The organism is Streptosporangium roseum DSM 43021, from assembly GCF_000024865.1.
Lineage (GTDB): Bacteria > Actinomycetota > Actinomycetes > Streptosporangiales > Streptosporangiaceae > Streptosporangium > Streptosporangium roseum.
This window is the reverse complement of the sequence record NC_013595.1, coordinates 7,111,788-7,129,551: the sequence shown is the minus strand read 5'-3', so window position 1 is coordinate 7,129,551 and position 17,764 is coordinate 7,111,788. Positions and strand designations below refer to the sequence as shown.

12 protein-coding genes are annotated in these 17,764 nt (G+C 67.5%); 7 read left to right on the top strand and 5 right to left on the bottom strand.

The genetic code is table 11. The annotated features are described in order from the left end of the window. Positions 1 to 64: 64 nt before the first annotated feature. Positions 65 to 2,257: a hypothetical protein gene (locus SROS_RS31370; protein WP_012892945.1), complete on the top strand. Its 2,193-nt coding sequence runs from the start codon at positions 65 to 67 to the stop codon at positions 2,255 to 2,257. A 159-nt stretch (positions 2,258 to 2,416) separates the two neighbouring features. On the opposite strand, the gene SROS_RS31365 is transcribed toward SROS_RS31370, so the two are convergent. Continuing rightward, positions 2,417 to 5,590, bottom strand: a complete 3,174-nt coding sequence (locus tag SROS_RS31365) for a DUF4082 domain-containing protein (RefSeq protein WP_148269260.1) — start codon at positions 5,588 to 5,590, stop codon at positions 2,417 to 2,419. A gap of 464 nt (positions 5,591 to 6,054) precedes the next feature. Here SROS_RS31365 and rffA point away from each other — a divergent pair, with 464 nt between their 5' ends. Continuing rightward, positions 6,055 to 7,209: a dTDP-4-amino-4,6-dideoxygalactose transaminase gene (gene rffA, locus SROS_RS31360; RefSeq protein WP_218919720.1), complete on the top strand. Its 1,155-nt coding sequence runs from the start codon at positions 6,055 to 6,057 to the stop codon at positions 7,207 to 7,209. Next, positions 7,209 to 8,018, top strand: a complete 810-nt coding sequence (locus SROS_RS31355) for a GNAT family N-acetyltransferase (protein WP_012892942.1) — start codon at positions 7,209 to 7,211, stop codon at positions 8,016 to 8,018. The genes rffA and SROS_RS31355 overlap by 1 nt, the downstream gene beginning before the upstream one ends. Here SROS_RS31355 and SROS_RS31350 read toward each other — a convergent pair. Continuing rightward, positions 7,969 to 8,976, bottom strand: a complete 1,008-nt coding sequence (locus SROS_RS31350) for a glycosyltransferase family 2 protein (protein ID WP_012892941.1) — start codon at positions 8,974 to 8,976, stop codon at positions 7,969 to 7,971. The genes SROS_RS31355 and SROS_RS31350 overlap by 50 nt on opposite strands. 79 nt (positions 8,977 to 9,055) lie before the next feature. On the opposite strand from SROS_RS31350, the gene SROS_RS31345 reads away from it, so the two are divergent. From SROS_RS31345 to rfbB, 3 genes are all read left to right on the top strand, one after another. Then, positions 9,056 to 9,520 (top strand): GtrA family protein, encoded by a 465-nt coding sequence (locus SROS_RS31345; protein ID WP_012892940.1) that lies wholly within the window; start codon positions 9,056 to 9,058, stop codon positions 9,518 to 9,520. A 135-nt stretch (positions 9,521 to 9,655) separates the two neighbouring features. Beyond that, positions 9,656 to 10,723, top strand: a complete 1,068-nt coding sequence (locus SROS_RS31340; protein ID WP_012892939.1) for a glucose-1-phosphate thymidylyltransferase — start codon at positions 9,656 to 9,658, stop codon at positions 10,721 to 10,723. Further along, a complete protein-coding gene (gene rfbB / locus SROS_RS31335; RefSeq protein WP_012892938.1) occupies positions 10,720 to 11,697 on the top strand; it encodes a dTDP-glucose 4,6-dehydratase in 978 nt (325 codons plus the stop codon). Before SROS_RS31340 ends, rfbB begins: the two co-directional genes overlap by 4 nt. A 122-nt stretch (positions 11,698 to 11,819) precedes the next feature. Here the strand turns inward: rfbB and SROS_RS46335 are convergent, their stop codons facing one another. Continuing rightward, positions 11,820 to 13,793, bottom strand: coding sequence for a DUF4082 domain-containing protein (locus SROS_RS46335; protein WP_169369417.1), 1,974 nt, complete (start codon positions 13,791 to 13,793; stop codon positions 11,820 to 11,822). A gap of 776 nt (positions 13,794 to 14,569) precedes the next feature. Between SROS_RS46335 and SROS_RS31320 the strand changes: the two genes are divergently transcribed. After that, positions 14,570 to 15,829 (top strand): nucleotide sugar dehydrogenase, encoded by a 1,260-nt coding sequence (locus tag SROS_RS31320; protein ID WP_012892936.1) that lies wholly within the window; start codon positions 14,570 to 14,572, stop codon positions 15,827 to 15,829. A gap of 66 nt (positions 15,830 to 15,895) precedes the next feature. On the opposite strand, the gene SROS_RS31315 is transcribed toward SROS_RS31320, so the two are convergent. Continuing rightward, positions 15,896 to 16,279: a carboxymuconolactone decarboxylase family protein gene (locus SROS_RS31315; RefSeq protein ID WP_012892935.1), complete on the bottom strand. Its 384-nt coding sequence runs from the start codon at positions 16,277 to 16,279 to the stop codon at positions 15,896 to 15,898. Positions 16,280 to 16,547: 268 nt separating this feature from the next. Beyond that, complete coding sequence (locus tag SROS_RS31310) at positions 16,548 to 17,384, bottom strand: SDR family oxidoreductase (protein ID WP_012892934.1); 837 nt, start codon at positions 17,382 to 17,384, stop codon at positions 16,548 to 16,550. Positions 17,385 to 17,764: the final 380 nt, after the last annotated feature.

The window sequence follows — 17,764 nt, the reverse complement described above, 5'->3', positions numbered from 1 at the left end:
GCGGAGGGTCTGGTGCTTTCACCTATTCAGATGGTTGCCGGCGGCGTTTGTAACCATCTTTGCGGTGACGGTGCTGGGTTTCTTCGGGGTTTCCGCCGGGGATATGGCCTGTTTCGGCGCCTACCTCGCACTGGGGGTCACCTTCCCGGGGCTGCTGCTGGTCCGCGCCCTGTACGGCGGCAGGCGGACACTGCCGGAGGAGATCGCCCTCGGACTGGTGCTCGGCTACGCGATCGAGGTGCTCACCTACATCGCCGCCCGCGCGGCCGGCATGCCGCTGCTCGTCATCGCCTGGCCGGTCGTCACCTACGCGGTCTTCGCCGCTGTCCCCGGCCTGCGCCGGCACTGGAAAGGCCCCTCCCGCCCCGCCGCACCGGTCTGGTGGTCCTGGTCCATCGCCCTGATCACGGCCTATCTGGTCGCCTGGAGCGCCACCAGGTTCTTCAAGCTCCATGCCCTGACGTGGCCGGCGTTCGGAACCACCAGCCTCGACATACCGTTCCACCTGGCGCTGATCGGCGAGTTGAAGAACCACATGCCGCCCACAGTGCCGATGGTCGCCGGTGAATCGCTCTTCTACCACTGGTTCGTCTACGCGCACTTCGCGGCGGCAAGCTGGATCACCGGCGTGGAACCGCTGGTGCTGCTGTTCAGGCTGGTCATGCTGCCCATGATGGTCGCCTTCGCCGTTCTGATCGGGATGATCGGACGGCGTGTGGTGGGTTCGTGGGCGGCCGCGCTGCTGGTCACCGTGGGCGCCCTCTTCCTGGAGGCCCCGAACCTGCACCTCGGCATGGATGTCGGGGTGTTCACGTGGAGACCCACCCAGACCTGGCAGAGTCCCACCCAGACCTTCGGGGCCCTCCTGTTCGCACCGGTGGTCCTCCTCCTGGTCGATCTCCTCGACCGCAAGCGGGGCACCCCCGGCAGGTGGTTCCTGCTGGGCGTCTTCCTCGTGGCGCTGATGGGGGCCAAGGCCACGTATCTACCTCTGCTCGGCGCCGGCCTGGCCGCGATCGCGGTGGTGGAGGTGGTGAGACACCGTCGGACGCCCTGGCCCGCACTCGCCGTGCTGGGGATCACCGTGGCGTGCTTCGCCTACGCGCAGTTCGTACTGTTCGGCCAGGCGCGTCTGGGGATGGCGCCCGAACCGCTCGCCATGATGCGCAGCGTGTGGGGAGAGCTGACCGGCCTGGGGGAGGACGCCCAGCCGTCGCTTGCCTCGGCTCTCGCCGTCACGCTGCTGTACTTGCTGGGCTGGGTCATCGGATGGTGCGGCATCTGCGGTCTGCTGAGCCGGCCGCAACTGCTCATGCGACCCGCGGTGGTCCTGATGCTCGGTGTCGGCGCCGCGGGGATCGGCGCCACGCTCCTGTTCGGGCACCCCCATCACGCCGAACGATACTTCTCCTCGGGAGCCTATCCCTACCTGGGGATCGTCGCGGTCTACGGGCTCTTCGTCATCCTGAGGCGATCCCGGGTGCCGGTGCGCGCGACGGCGTGCGCGGTCGGCGCGGCGGTCGTGGCGACCTGTCTGACCCGTGTGGTGTTCGGGGTCCAGGTTCCCCTGAGCCCGGGTGAGAACGAGATCTCCCTGTACCGGCCGTACATCGTCCTGGTGGTCCTCGCCCTGCTCGCGACGGGCGCGCTGCTCGTCGTCAACAGGCGGCGCCTTGTCGTCGGAGCGGCTCTCGCGATCTCGATGATCTCGGCCGCGGGTCTGCCCGCAGCCTTCGCCATCCGCGTCGTCTCGGCGGCCGTCCCCACTCCGGCAGGCGTCGGCGTCAACCCGGATCCGCCCGTGGAGGCGCTGATGGTCCCCCGAGACGCCCTGGCCGCCGGACGGTGGTTGCGCGCCCACTCGGACCCGGACGATCTGGTCGCCACGAACACGCACTGCCGCTGGGGGTTCGAGAATCCCTGCGACACCCGGGAGTTCTGGGGGGCCGCTCTGACCGAACGGCGCATGCTGGTGGAGGGCTGGGCCTTCACCCCGACGAACTACCGGCACTGGCACAGGGGCCTCACGGTGGAGGACCTGCCGTTCTGGGACCAGGAGCGGATCCGGCTCAACGACGCGGCCTTCCGGTCGCCCTCGGCCGCGTCGGTCCAACGACTGCGGGCGCGCTACGGCGTGCGCTGGCTGCTGGTCGACGAGCGACACATGAGCCCGGGACACAGGCTCGGCGACGCCGCGAACCTCCGTTACCAATCCGGAGACTACGCCGTCTACCAGGTGCCGGGCGACACCACCTGACTCTCCTCAGCCGGACGTCTGATCGGAGAACGGGCTCGACCACCTGCCCGCGCCTCCCGCGGTCGTCCACCGCCCGAGCCCGGGATCGGACCGCGCCATCCATGCCCACAACCTGAGATCATCGGGGCCGTGCACGCTCAAGCGCGCACGGCCCCGACGTCAACGCCGGGATCTGTGGGATCCGGTTCCCTCGGGAACCCGGCCGCCACGCCGGTGGAGGTTCGCGGCCAGGGGCGCGTCGGCCAGGAACAGCACGTCGACCCAGTAGTTGGTCGATTGGTAGCTGGCATTCGGGAAGGCGTTCGTGGCGCCGTACCTGTACAGCCCGTTTCCGCCTGCCGCGGCGCTTGCAAGGGCGACGAGCGGACCGCGCGTGTACTGCTGGGTGAAGTACGGCCGTGTTATCGAATAGAATCCCGATGTCGTGTGATATGACGCTACATATGTAGTGTTGGCAGTTATTGTAATAGGTGTATCAAATAGCACCTGTTGCCATCCGGTCGCTGTCTCGTCGGTGAACGTCGCGCTCGTGATCAGCTGACCGCTGGCCGTCCACAGGCTTCCGACGTGGGTTCCGGTGTTCTGCGGGCCTTTGTAGAATCTGATCCCCTCGATCGCGCCCGTGCGCGTGGCCTGGAACTTCACACCGAGCGTCACGGCCTTGGGGTCGTCCATGGTCGGGACCGCCGGGAGCGTGCTGTCGTCCCACAGGCTGATCGGCGGTGAGAACACCACGTCGACCCAGTAGTTCGTGGCCTGGTAGGGAGTGGTCGGGAAAGTGCTCGTCGCGCTGTATCGGTAAACGCCGTTCCCTCCCGGCGTGCTGTTCGCGAGGGCGGTGAGCAGACCGGTCGAGTACTGCGTTGTGAAATACGGCCGTGTGATCGAATAATTTCCCGACGTCGTGTGGTAAGACGCCACATATGTGGTGCCGGGGATCACCTGAACGGGTTTGGAGAAGTTCACCTGCTGCCATCCGGTCGCCGTCTCGTTGGTGAACGTCGCCCTCGCCAGGAGGGTTCCCGTGGAGCTCCAGAGATTACCGGTGTGCGTTCCCGTGTTCTGCGCGCCCTTGTAGAACCTGATTCCCGAGACGAAGCCGGTACTCGAGGCCTGGAACTTCACTCCGAGCTCGACCGCTTTGGGATCGGGATGCGAACTGACGGCGGGCGTGCCGGTCGGCGCCCAGACGGAGCACGGGCACCCGTCGGTCACGGTCACGGTCCGCACGGTCGGCGTCCCCTGGATGTTGCCGATGTCGTCGAACGCCCGTGTCCTGATCGTCGTCGTGCCGGCGGCACCGGGCGTCCAGGTGTACTGCCAGTTGCTGCGGCCCGTCGTCTGGAACCACGTGGTGCCGCCGTCGACGGAGATCTCGACGCCCGCCACGACGCCGCCTCCGGTGTCGCTCGCCGTTCCCTGGATCGGGATGGCCACGCCGCCGGCGACGGTCGCGCCGCTGGAAGGGCTGGTGATCGCCGAGGTCGGTGGGGCGGTGTCCGTCGACGGCGTCGCCGGGACAAGGTTCGGCTGGAGGCTTGCCGGCTGGGCTCCCATGTCGGCGAAGAGGTTGACCGTCGCCTGCTGCATCCGGATGTCCGTGGGAGTGCCCGGCCGGTCGTGGACGGCGTCGAGCCCCCACGACCACTGGGTGGTTCCCGCGCCGAAGACGAGTGCACCGCCCGGATTCCGGTAGAGCGTCAGGCTGTGGGTGGCGGTCCCGGCGCCGTACGCGCTGCCGAAGTTGAGCAGGATCTTGGACGGCTTGGTGAACGTCGTCCTGGACAGCCGCACCGGCCCCATCGGCTCGACCCCGTTGTCGGGTGACTCATCCCATTCGTAGCCGAGCACCCCGTCGGGGAAGACCGCCGTCTCTCCCGGTTGGAGGGTGGCCACGGAGGTGTTCCGCCAGAACCGCATGGGGGCGTACTCGGCGGGCACGCGCATCGGGTCGTTGACGATGCCGTTCACCTTGAACAGGGTCCCGGTCAGGCTGTTCTCCGGCCTGCCGCCGTTCGACGGTGGAGAGAAACGCGGGTCGCGCCAGGTACCGGTCCACTGGGGGCTGGGGTCGATCTTGGCGTTGGCGATCGTCTCCTTGTAGCAGACAAGCGTCCGGAACGGGGTGGCGGTGCCATCCGCGCTGTCCTCCCACCGGGTCTTCCAGAAAATCTCGTTCCCGGAGAAGAACGCGAGGTCGAGGCCGTTGTCGCGCGCGTTCTCCACATTGTTCCGCATCTCGTTGGACCAATACTCGTCATGGCCGACGGAGATGAATATCTTGTGCTCGAGCAATTCGGTGGCCCGTGCGGTGGTGTCGACGTTGCTGGTGTAGCTGACGTCGTACGCATTGGCCTCCAGCCACCTGATCATCGGATACTCCGAATTGAAGAAGAAGCTCTCCGGATTGGTGGCCCGGGTGGTGAACGGACGGTTGTAGCTGACCTTGAAGGCGCGCCCGACCGGAATGCCGGTGTAGAGGCTGCTGCCGCCGAACCTGTTGTAGGCCTGCCAGGTGGCATCGGAGGTCTGCATCAGCAGCTCTGACCCGCGCTCGTCGTCCCGGACCACGAATATCATCTGGCCGGCGCCGGGTGTCCCGTCCTCCCGGATGAGGTTCGCGATGTAGACCCCGGAGACGGCGCTCGCCGGAACCGCCCAGGAGGCGGACACCGCCCAGTTGCCGCAGTCGAGCAGTCCGGTGGTCACGTCCTGCGAGCAGTCCGGCTGAATCTGGGGCAGGGGCACCGAGGGGGAGACCGTTGTGATCAACCGTGCGCCCATGCCGCTGTAGTAACCGATGCGGTAGATGTCCACACGGTAGTCGGTCGCCTCGGTGAGGACCTTGAACTGTACGGTCTGCCCTTTGTTGACGCTTATCTGGGTTGTATAGCCATCTATGTCACCGAACCCGGATCCGGGGATGTCCCATTCACTGGGAGGGTTGCCGGGCAGGCTGTTCTCCAGGCAGATGACGGAAGTCGGCGGGCAGGCGGCGCGGAGCGCCCGCGTGTGAGCGGACAGAGGCCTTCTCCTGTTGTTGTCGCCCGCCCTCTCGCCGTCGGCGTCGGCCGGCGGGCGGACTTCGTGCCTGCCGTCATCGGTGTCGGCCGGTGGGCGGGCCTCGTTCCTGTGGCCGGCGGCGGTCGTCTGCGAAGGAGGGGCCACCGCCCCCGCGGGCTTTTCCTCCGGGGCGGGTGTCAGCGCCTGGGCGACCCCGAGCGGGCTGATCAAAACGCTGAGCCCGAAGACGAAAGGCGCAATTCGGAGCGCCCGTCTCCATCCAAAAGCGGTCCTTTTACTATGATTCGACATTAGCGGCTCCGATGACAATCCGGAAGTCACCCCCGCCGGTCGGTGAGGGGTGAGAACATACGAAAAATAACGATGCCCGGGCCGCAATGGGTATTAGCCGAAGAAGCGGCGGTTTCCATACGGGACGGACATTGATGGTGATCCCGCACCGGAAAACCCTTTACGGTGGACGCCGCGCCCGCTCAACGGCGCCCAGGGGCGGCGTGGGCCGTCGTCCCGGAGATATGGAGAGAACAGAAAAGGAGTGTTCAAGAGGCGGCGCCCCGCTCGCCCGGCGTTATGGAGCGCGCGGATTTCCCCGGTGAAGTTCGCGCCGGTCCGGGATCGGGTGCGGGAGCCTCGCGAGGCTCCCATTCCGTTCCGATGACGAGGCCCTCTACCGGGTCCGGGCGGCCGGGAACAACGTAATGCTTGCGCAATGGCTCGCCAAGGGACACGGGCGCAATGCGTGTCGGCCGTCCCGCCCGTTGTTCACTGCGAAGGTGAGCACAACCGGTCTGAAGACGATTCCCTTCAATCGAACGCATCTCTCGGAGAACGAGCTCGATTACCTCGCGCAGGCCGTACGCCAGGGATCCACCTCGGGGGACGGGCCGTTCACCCGGCGGGCCACCGGGCTCCTGCGCGAGCTGACCGGATCGAGCGGGGTGATGCTGACCACCTCCTGCACACACGCGCTGGAGATGTCGGCGATCCTGCTGGACCTACGGCCCGGCGACGAGGTGATCATGCCGTCGTTCACCTTCATGTCGACGGCCAACGCCTACGTCCTGCGCGGGGCGGTCCCGGTGTTCGTCGACTGCAGGCCCGACACCCTGAACATGGACGAGCGGCTGATCGAATCCGCGATCACCGACCGCACGCGGGCCGTCATGGTCGTGCACTACGCGGGTGTCGCCTGCGAGCTGGAGACGATCGGCGAGCTGTGCCGGCGGCACGGTCTGGCTCTCATCGAGGACAACGCCCACGGCCTGGGCGGGTCCTACAGAGGCCGGCCTCTCGGGTCGTTCGGCCGGATGGCCACCCAGAGCTTCCACGAGACGAAGAACGTGCAGTGCGGCGAAGGGGGCGCGCTGCTGCTGAACGACGCCGGCCTCGTCGCGCGTGCCGAGATCATCCGGGAGAAGGGCACCGACCGCAGCCGGTTCTTCCGAGGCCAGGTGGACAAGTACCGGTGGGTCGACATCGGCTCCAGCTATCTGCCGTCCGATGTTCTCGCCGCGCAGCTCACCTCCCAGCTGGAATCATTCGACAAGATCCAGTTCCTGCGTCACGCCGTATGGCGGAGGTATCACGAGGAGCTCGCGGACTGGGCCGCGGAGAACGGGGTCGCACAACCCATGATCCCTGACGGCTGCGCACACCCGGCGCACCTGTACTACCTGCTGCTCCCGGATCTGCGGGAGCGGCAGGCGTTCATCGCCCACCTCGCGGGCAGGGGCGTGCGGGCGGCATTCCACTACCAGCCGTTGCACACCGCGCCGGCGGGCGTGCGGTACGGGCGGGTGGCCCCGGGCGGATGCCCGGTCACCGAGGAGTCCGCCGATCGTCTCGTACGGCTGCCGCTGTTCGCCGATCTGGACGAGGCCGGTGTGGCGAGTGTGCTCGACGCCGTCCGGACCTACCGGGTGGGCTGATGGCCTGGCATGACGTCTCGGACGGGGGGCCGCTGCTGATCCGGGAGTCTCCGCTTGAGTCCGCCCGGTTCGGATGCGCCGTCCAGCGCCTCACCGTGCCCACCGGGTCCGGGTCCGGATATTCGATCTCCGCGGTCCGGGAGGCCGTCGCGGGGTCGCCCGGGGATGTCATCGTGCTGCGGTACCCGGCCGAACACGTCGGCTGGTTCGCGGAGCTGACCACGCTCGGCCGGACCGCCGTACTGGCGGACTGCCTGGTCTACTGGCGGCTGCGGGTGGGGGAGGGGCGTACGCCGGAGCCGTCGCGGGATCTGCGGACGACGACGTCGGTCGCTCCGACGGCGGTGCGGGAACTGGTCTCCGACATCTTCGCCTCGTACGGAAACCACTACATGGCCAATCCTCTTTTCGAGGCCGCCAAGGCACTGGCGGGCTACCGGGAGTGGGCATTGAGGTCCGCCACGGAAGGACGGTGCCTGGCACTGCGGAGCCGGAGCGAGCGGGAGGGAGAGGGGGAGCCCAGGCTTCTCGCGCTGGCCACGCTGGAGGACACGGTGGACGGCTCTCCGACGGAGATCCTGCTCGCGGGTGTGGTCTCCGGAGCGCAGGGGCGCGGCCTCTACGCCCACCTGCTGAAGGCGGTCGAGGATCGCACGCGGGCCCGTGGCGGGAAAGAGGTCGTCATCTCCACCCAGGGGCACAACACGCGGGTGCAGCGGGCATGGGCCAGGTACGGATTCGAGCCCGTGCAGGCACTTCTCACCGTTCATCTGATCCGGAGCCGACTCCTGCGCGGGCCGGAGCGCTGACATCCCCCGCCTGCCAGGGCACGTCGAGGGCGGCGAACGATCCGGCGCGTTCACGCACCACGTAGGTCGGCCGTCCCATCCCGTTCCCGTGGATGCGCCCGACGTATTCACCGAGAAGCCCGACGGATATGAGCTGGGCGGACGAGAAGAGCGCGACCATCGAGGCGATGGTGGTGAACCCGGCCACCGTGGTGTCGCCCGTCGCGAAGCGCCACAGCACGACCCCGCCCAGCAGCAGGCCGACGATCCCGGCCAGAAATCCGAGATAGCTCGCCGCCCGTAGAGGAGCCGTGCTGTAGCCGAGGAGCATGTTCACCGCGTGCCGGACCAGCAGGCGCGGCGTGTAGTTGGACCGCCCCTGGACGCGTTCGCTCATGTTCACCTTTACGGAGCCCACCCGCGTGGTCGCCCAGGACAGAGCCACGTCGACGGACGCGTGCGGTCCGGACAGCTCCTCGAACCCGTCGCGCAGCCGCGTCCGGAAAGCGCGGAAGGCGCTGATCGTCCGTGCGGTGCGCACTCCCAGCGCACCTGCCAGGCCGGCCTTGACCGTTCGGGAGGCGGCGCTGCGGACGAAGCCGTGCTCCTCGTGATGCGGAACGCCGTACACCAGGTCGAGATGGTCGCCCTCAAGGGCGGCCAGCAGGAGGGGGATCTGCTCCGGCGGATGCTGGAGGTCGTCGTCCATCGTGACGACGATCTCGAACTCCGCCTCCCTGATGCCGGCGACCAGCGCGTTGTGCTGGCCGTAGTTGCGGGACAGGTGGATCGCCCGGACGCCGTCGATCCGCCGGGCCAGCTCGGCGGCCGTCCTCCAGGTGTCGTCCGGGCTGCCGTCGACGACGAGTATCACCTCGTGCCGGACGGACATGTCCTGCAGGACCGGCATCAGCCTCGCTACCAAACTCGGAAGGGACTGCGCGGAACGGTAACACGGAATAACCACCGACACCGACATTAATCCCCCGATTATTTATCGTCACCGGCTACACTCCTCCTGATCCCGTTGCCCGACCGCGATCCGGAGTGACCGTCATATGGTTGAAGTGGAAGGCCGGGCCGCCCGCGACAAGAGGTCGCATTCCGGGTGGCGAGCTTTGATATCGGCTCTTGGGGGCCAGCGCATCACATACCTGCTGGCCGGCGCCATGACGGCCGTGGTCTATTACGCTCTCCTTGGCCTAGCATTGCTGATGGCCAAGAATGAGGTGCCCTATCTTTTCCTGCTTGTGGTCAGCCACCTGGTCACCGTGGTGATCGTCTACCCCTGGTACAGATGGGTGGTCTTCCGGGCCTCCGGGGAGCCATGGCTCACGGGCTACCTGCGGTTTTACGCGGTGGGGGTGGGCTTCCTCGCGGTATCTATCGCAGGAGTCCCGATTTTGGTGGAGTTTGTTGATATGTCCATAATGGTGGCTCAGGGGGTGATAATAGTCGCGAGTCCGCCGCTGAGCTACGCGATAAACAAAAGATGGACGTTCCGCGATCGCGGACATGTCTAGTCTTGGCAAGTTGTCGCCTGCTCTTCGACAAAAGCGGAGAATCACAGAGGGGGTTCCGAGTAGGCCGCCGCCTAAATTCGAGTCGACAGATGGTCGCTGCGGCCATGCGTTCTTCGCGGAAGGACTCAAAGGGCGATGAAGGCACTCGTTCTAGCGGGCGGCAAGGGAACGAGGTTGCGCCCGCTGACCCATACCTCGGCGAAACAGTTGGTGCCGGTCGCCAACAAGCCGGTGCTCTACTACGGGCTCGAAGCGATCCGGGACGCCGGTATCACCGGCGTGGGCGTCATCGTCGGCGATACGGGCCGCGAGGTCCAGAGCGCGGTCGGGGACGGTTCGGCGTTCGGGCTTGACGTCACCTACATCCATCAGGAGGCTCCGCTCGGGCTGGCGCACTGCGTCCTGATCGCCCGGGAGTTCCTGGCCGACGAGCCGTTCGTGATGTATCTGGGTGACAACTTCCTGGTGGACGGCATCACCGGCCTGGTGGACTCCTTCCGCCAGGCGGACTACGACGCGCAGATCCTGCTCACCAAGGTCGCCGAGCCGCAGTTCTACGGAGTCGCGGAACTCGGGCCGGACGGCGAGATCATCGGGCTGGAGGAGAAGCCGGAACACCCGCGTAGCGATCTCGCGATCGTCGGGGTCTACACGTTCTCTCCGGCCATTCACGAGGCGGTCAGGGCGATCAGCCCGTCCGCGCGCGGCGAGCTGGAGATCACGGATGCGATCACCTGGCTCATCGACAACGGCCGCCGTGTCCATTCGCACTTCGTCAGCGGCTACTGGAGGGACACCGGGCGGCTTCAGGACATGCTGGAGTGCAACCGGATCGTCCTGGAGGCGATCGAGCCGGACATCCGGGGAACCGTGGACGGGCTCTCCGACATAACCGGGCGTGTCGTCATCGAGCCCGGAGCCGTGGTGGAGAACTCCGTGATCCGGGGCCCCGCCGTCATCGGGGCCCATACCAAGATCGTAAATTCGTTCGTCGGTCCCTACACCTCGATCGGAGAGGGCTGCACGCTGGAACACGCCGAGGTGGAATACGCCATAGTCCTGGGAGAGTCCACCATCAGGGGCGTCTCACGGCTCACCTACTCCCTGATCGGCCGGAACGTCGAGGTCACGCGGGCCCCGGGAGTGCCCGACACGTGCCAGCTCATGGTCGGCGATCACAGCAGGGTCCAGGTGCGGTCATGAGGATCCTGGTCCCGGGGGGCGCGGGGTTCATCGGCTCCCACTATGTGCGGTCGCTGCTGTCCGGGATCTATCCCGGCTACGAGGACGCCCGGGTGACGGTGCTGGACAAGCTCACGTACGCGGGCAACATGGCGAATCTGCGTCCGGTGGCCGGGCATCCGCGCTTCGCGTTCGTCAGAGGAGACATCACCGACGTCCGGTTGCTCGCCGACGTGGTGCCGGAGCACGACGTGATCGTGAACTTCGCCGCCGAGACACACGTGGACCGATCGATAACCGCCGCCGGGGATTTCGTGGTCACCAACGTTCACGGCACCCAGCGGCTCCTGCAGGCGGCGCTCGACGCCGGCGTGCGCACGGTCGTCCAGATCTCCACGGACGAGGTGTACGGGTCCATCGCCGCGGGGTCCTGGACCGAGTCGGAGCCGCTGCTGCCCAACTCGCCCTACTCGGCCGCCAAGGCGGGAGCCGATCTCCTGTGCCGCGCCTACCACCGCACCCACGGGCTCGACGTACGGGTGACCCGCTGCTCCAACAACTACGGCCCCTACCAGTATCCCGAGAAGGTCATCCCGCTCTTCGTGACCAACCTGATCGACGGAGACCGTGTGCCCCTGTACGGGGACGGTCAGCATGTCCGCGAGTGGCTGCACGTCGATGACCACTGCCGGGGCATTCAGCTCGTGCTGGACAAGGGCGAGGGCGGCGAGGTCTACAACATCGGCGGCGGGGTCGAGCTGACCAACCGGGAGCTCACGGAGCGGCTGCTCGCGGCCTTCGACGTGGGCTGGGAGATGGTCGACCACATGCCGGACAGGCTCGGGCACGACCGGCGCTACTCCGTGGACAGCGGAAAGATCCGGGCGATCGGCTACGGACCGCGGACGGACTTCGACGAAGGACTCGCCGAGGTCGTGCGCTGGTATCGCGATCACCAGGACTGGTGGCGGCGTCTGAAGGGGGAGGGGCGCTGAGTTCTCCGGCTCCGCCGTGAGCGCCGCGGCACAGGCCGAGGGCCCGGTCGATCGGACCGGGCCCTCGGTGGTCGAGCCGGTGGGCCGGGTGATTCGCCGGCCTTCGGAGCCGGACCGGAGGATCAGGCGACCGTGAACACGACGTCGACCCAGTAGTTCGTGGCCTGGATGGTGCTCGTCGGGAAGGTGTTGGTCGCGCTGTAGGTGTATACGCCGTTGCCGCCGTCATCGCCGTCCGCGAGGGCGATGAGGGGGCCGTTGGCGTGTTGTGAGGTGAAGTAGGGGCGCGTGATGGAATAGCGTCCCGACGTCGTGTGGTAGGCGGCGACGTAGGTGGTGTTGGCGGTGATCGCCACGGGTGTCGCGAAGTTCACCTGCTGCCAGCCCGAGGCGGTCTCGTTGGTGAAGGTCGCGTTCGCGAGCAGGTTGCCGTTGCTGCTCCACAGGCTGCCGACGTGGGTGCCGGTGTTCTGGCTGCCCTTGTAGAAGCGGATGCCCCTGACCGTTCCGCCCGTGGTCGCCTTGAACTTCACGCCGAGCGCGACCGCGTTGGGGTCGCTGTAGGACGGGACCTCCGGGGTGGCCGTGTCCTCCCAGATGGTGCTCGCCGGGACGAACACGACGTCGACCCAGTAGTTCGTGGCCTGGGTGGTGCTCGTCGGGAAGGTGTTGGTCGCGCTGTAGGTGTATACGCCGTTGCCGCCGTCGTCGCCGTCCGCGAGGGCGATGAGGGGGCCGTTGGCGTGTTGTGTGGTGAAGTAGGGGCGCGTGATGGAATAGCGTCCCGACGTCGTGTGGTAGGCGGCGACGTAGGTGGTGTTGGCGGTGATCGCCACGGGTGTCGCGAAGTTCACCTGCTGCCAGCCCGAGGCGGTCTCGTTGGTGAAGGTCGCGTTCGCGAGCAGGTTGCCGTTGCTGCTCCACAGGCTGCCGACGTGGGTGCCGGTGTTCTGGTTGCCCTTGTAGAAGCGGATGCCCCGGATCGTTCCACTCGTGGTCGCCTTGAACTTCACGCCGAGCGCGACCGCGTTGGGGTCGTTGTGGGACGGGACCTCCGGGGTGGCCGTGCTCTCCCAGATGCTGCTCGACACGGTCTGGGTCACAACGGGTGATGTGCTCGGGGCGAAATGGATGATCGCTTCGTTGTCGGGGGTGTTGCCGCCCAGATACACGGCGGTGATCGGATGCTGCCCCGCGGCCAGGCTGGATGTCGTGAGCTTCGCGGGGCCCGTGTCGTCGTGCCAGTCGGAGCCGATGATGGTCGCGCCGTCCTTGAAGACCACCTGCCCCTGGGGGACGAGTGAGCCCGTGACCGGGCTCACCGTGGCGGTGAAGGTGACCGACTGCCCTTCCCGGGAGGGATTGACCGATGTGGTCAGGGCGGTGGTGGTCGGCGGGTCGTCCGGCACGGTGATGCGGGTTCTCGGCGGGTTGACGGTGCCCTGGACGGTGACCGTGTTGTTGAGGGCGAAGACGCGGCCGTAGACGGCGGCGCCCTCCGCCACCGTGGCCGCGGTCGAGGCCAGCACGTTCCCGCGGAAGGTGGAGAGCGTCCCGAGGAGCGCGGAGCCGTTGATCTGCCAGAAGACGTTGTCCTCCTGGGCTCCGCCTATCAGGTTGATGTTGCTGACGTTCGCGGTGGCGAGACTGGTCGCCTTGAAGATGAAGACCGCCTCCGGATTGCTCTGGGCGTCGAGCGTGAGCGTCCCGGTTATCCCGAAACCACCTCCGGGGGAGGTGTAGACGCCCGGAGGCTTGGTCGTCCCGCCCAGCTCCGCTGGGACGGTGACGACAGGCGTCCGTCCGGCGGCGTCGTTGTAGGCGGCGACCAGGTCGGCCTTGGCCGCCGCCGCGGTGGCGTCGCCGGCGTGTGTAGAGCCGCTCACCGTGCCGGGTGGGAATCCGGTCACCGTGTTGCCCGGGCTCACGCCGAGATCCCCGGTGATCGCGGTGAGGTTGCTGCTCGTCACCGCGGCCCCGGCCAGGACTCCGAAGGGGGCGGCGTCGCCGAGGTTCACCGGCGCCTGATCCGCGTTCGCGCTGCCTGCCGTCCCGGTGAGCACACCCGTCGTGAGAAGGGCTGCGAGAGCGGCCACGAGCCAGGGACGACCGGTACCTCGTGGGAGAGAGCGGGGGTGTCTGTTGCCGATCATGGGCGGGGAGGCTTTCCGTGTGTGGGTCGAACTGCGGGCGTCTGCGGCTGCCCTTTCCGGATCCACCGGGGACCGTTCGGCGGTCGCTCCGGGGTTCGGTTCTGCGGGCACGGCCATGCGGGCTTTTTGCCCGGGCGTGTCGCGGTGAGGTTTGAACATACGACTCAACTTCTAGGTGATCTTGCGCCGTGTCAGGCGTGCGGCCTGCCTGCGCCTGGTAATTCATCAAGGTTTTACCTTGGGATGTGCGATCTGCCTTCACCCGTTGTGTCGCGTTTATCATATAAAATGCGATGAATAGTGACGGCCGCAGGCGTCATCTGGATTTCGCCGCGCCAGTGGAGGGCGTCGCGACGTGTGCGGGTGGCTGCGCCTTGAGCGGCGGCGGGTGCGGGTCCATGTTCGACCATGAGGGGACCTCTATCAATGCATGATTGAAATTACGTTACCCCTGGACCTCCTGGATTGCCATACTGAGAGCCGCAAAAGGTGAAGTATTATCGGTGCGGCAATTGGGTGCTTCTGGCGTCGATCAATTGCGCGCCGTATATGTCTTGATATTTGGCGATTTTCTTCTCACTCCTCTATTCGAGCCCGGATCCCCCGTCCCGGACTCGGACGGGAGGCGACACGCCCGATTCGCCGCTGAATCGACGTCATGAGAACAGTCGCTCCTACAGTCGGGTCATATCTCATCTCGAAGTGACGGGGGTCCTGAAATGAGAGAGAAGCTAGTCGTTGTCGGTCAGGGGTACGTCGGTCTGCCTCTGGCGATGCGGGCGGTCGACGCGGGGTTCGACGTCGTGGGGATCGACCTGGACGAGTGGCGGGTCAAGCGGCTCAACGCCGCCGAGTCCTATGTCGAGGACGTCGACGACGACCTGCTGGCCGCGGCTCACCGTTCGGGCCGATACCTGGCCAGCGCCGACTACGCCGACGCGGAGGCGTTCGACGTCTGCGTGATAACCGTGCCGACGCCTCTTCGCGAAGGCGTCCCCGATCTCCGTCACATCGGCTCGGCGGGCCAGTCCCTCGCCCCGCTGGTACGGCGTGGCGCGACGGTGATCCTGGAGTCCACCACCTACCCCGGGACCACCGAGGAGTATCTCCGGCCCCTGCTGGAGGAGGGATCCGGGCTGCACACGCCCGATGACTTCTCCCTCGGCTACAGCCCGGAGCGGATCGACCCGGGCAACTCCCAGTGGCGTCTGGAGAACACGCCGAAGGTCGTGTCCGGGATCGACGCGGTCTCCCTGGAGAAGATCCAGGCGTTCTACGGGCGGATCGTGCAGGAGGTCGTTCCCGTCTCCTCGCTGCAGGTGGCCGAGCTGTGCAAGCTCCTGGAGAACACCTTCAGGCACGTCAACATCGCCCTGGTGAACGAGTTGTCGATCTTCGCGCAGCAGCTCGGGATCGACGTCTGGGAGGCGATAGACGCCGCCTCCACCAAGCCGTTCGGCTACATGCGCTTCACCCCGGGGCCCGGCGTCGGCGGCCACTGCCTGCCGATCGACCCGTCCTATCTGTCGTGGAAGGTCAAGCGCAGCCTGGGGCACAACTTCCGGTTCGTGGAGCTGGCCAACGACATCAACGACCACATGCCCGACCACGTCGTGCACCGGCTGATCCTGGGCCTGAACCAGCGACGCAAGCCGATCAAGGGGAGCCGGGTGCTCCTGCTGGGGCTCTCCTACAAGAAGAACGCGGGCGACTGCCGCGAGTCGCCCGCGATCGAGGTGGCCAGGGCCCTGTGGAAGCTGGGCGCCGACGTGCGGGCCGCCGATCCGCACGTGGAGGACTTCCTGCTGCCGCCGGGGATCGAGATCGTCAGGCCGACGGGCCGGGAGCTGGCCCTGGCGGACGCGGTCGTGATCCTCACCGACCACGACTGCTTCGACTACGAGCTGGTCGAGCAGATGGGCACCTTCGTCTTCGACACGCGTAACCGCTGCCGGGGTTCCAACGTCGAGCGTCTCTGAGCCGGCCGGCCGGTGGCGGGACCGCCACCGGCCGGGCCGCGGGCGCGGTGGCCCGGCGCGGAGGGATCACGGTTTCATGACGCGGTCGATCAACTCCTCGACCTGGGTGTTGAGCTTGGCGCCACGCGGCCAGCCCGCGTAGTGGGTGAGGAAGACGACGATCTCGCGGAGCTCGTCCGGGGTGAGCTCCCCGGTGCGCAGCGCCGCGTCGAGCTGGAGCCCGAGCTCGTCGTCCATGCCCTGGCCGACGAGGAGGCCGAGCAGGAGCAGCCGCCGGTCCCGCAGGCTCAGCCCGTCCCTGGACCACACCTCGGCGAACAGGTGCTCGACGGTCATTCCAAAGAAATCGCCGGGACCGTCACCGATGTGGTCCCATCCGTGAACCCGCTTCATGATCTCCAATCCGCGGGCCCGGCGGTCGGGAGTGTCGTTGTCCGCGTGGTCGTTCATGGGGCACTCCGAGTCCGTCAGCCAGCCGATCCGGGGCGAGTGCGGAGGGGGCGTCCTGCCCCTTCATCCTTGGCCGGTTCCAGCGCCAGTGATAGCTCCTTCTCGCCAAGAGTCCTGACATGTACCAATATGTCGTGTCAAGGAACGCTGGATGTTACAGGTGCGGCCGTCTTCCGTGATCTGATCGTCCCCGGACGCTCCCGGGCGCCGCAGGCGGGTCCGCGCCCGTCGACCTGATCGTCTCCGGACGCCGCAGGCGGGCCCGCGCTCACCGGTCCCCCTCCCGTCCCGTCTCGCGGGGCGCGGCCGTCCCGTGGTCCGGGCCGACCTCCGCCCGCAGGGGCGCCTCCGGCTCGACCTCCAGCAGGGTGACGTGCGCGCCTCGCGGCATGGAGATCACGGCCAGTACGGCCGCCGCCACGTCGCGAGGTCTGAGGAAGCGGTCGTGCCGGGCCAGCCCGAACCTGACCCAGTCGTCCAGCACGGCCTGCAGCACCTCCACCGGCCAGGTGGACCCCACCCCCGACAGGGTCGGTCCCGGCCGCAGGATCGACGCGCGGACCCCGGTGCCCTCCAGCTCCATCTGCATCGCCCTGGCCAGGCCCTCGACGCCGTTCTTGGCGGCGACGTAGGCGCCCATCCGGGGGCGCGGCAGCCGTACGACGTCGGAGCTGACGAACACGATGTCGCCGCGCCGGCGCGCGGCCATCGCGGGGGCCACCCTGGCCACGAATCGCTGGGTGCCGACCAGGTTGAGCTGGAGCTGCGCCTCGAAGTCGGGGGTGGCGGTCTCGTAGGCGTTCTCCGGCGTCACCTCGCCCGCGCACGTCACGACCACCTCTACCTCACCTAACGCTTGTTCAGCCTCGGCGACGAAAAAAGAGACCGACTCGTCCGACGTGACATCCAGCGCCAGCGCCACCGCCTCCCCGCCGTCGGCGCGGATCTTCTCCGCCAGTTCCTCGCAGATCGCGGTACGGCGTGCCCCCAGCGCCACCGGGTACCCGGCCGCCGCCAGCCCGACGGCCACGGCCGAGCCGACGCCCGAGGAGGCCCCGGTCACCAGGACCGGCCGCCGGTCGGGATGGGAGAGGGGGGTGGGCATGGGAAGACCTCCACGGTCGGCGGCTCAACGGGTTCTCACGCTCACCGGGAGGCCGGCCGGCCCCGGCGGTCCGCTCGTGCGCGCGCAGCCCGATCCGGGCACGCGGCTCGCCGTACGTCCGGCTCGCCGGAGAGCGGCGCCGTGGTGCGGGCCGCGGGGAGGACCCGGAACGCCTCCGTGGTCCCGGGCATCGACGCTCCTCCGGCTGGACACCTTTCCGGAAGCTAGTTCAGCCGCCCGCCCCTGCCTAGACCCAAATCCGGCGGCGGGCGATGTCCGGGAGATGAGGGTGATTGAAATCCCAATGATCGAGAGAGCGCTCTCTCGAAACTATTGACCCGGCCGCCCCCGCAGGGTCAAGATCTGCGCAATGCGGTCCC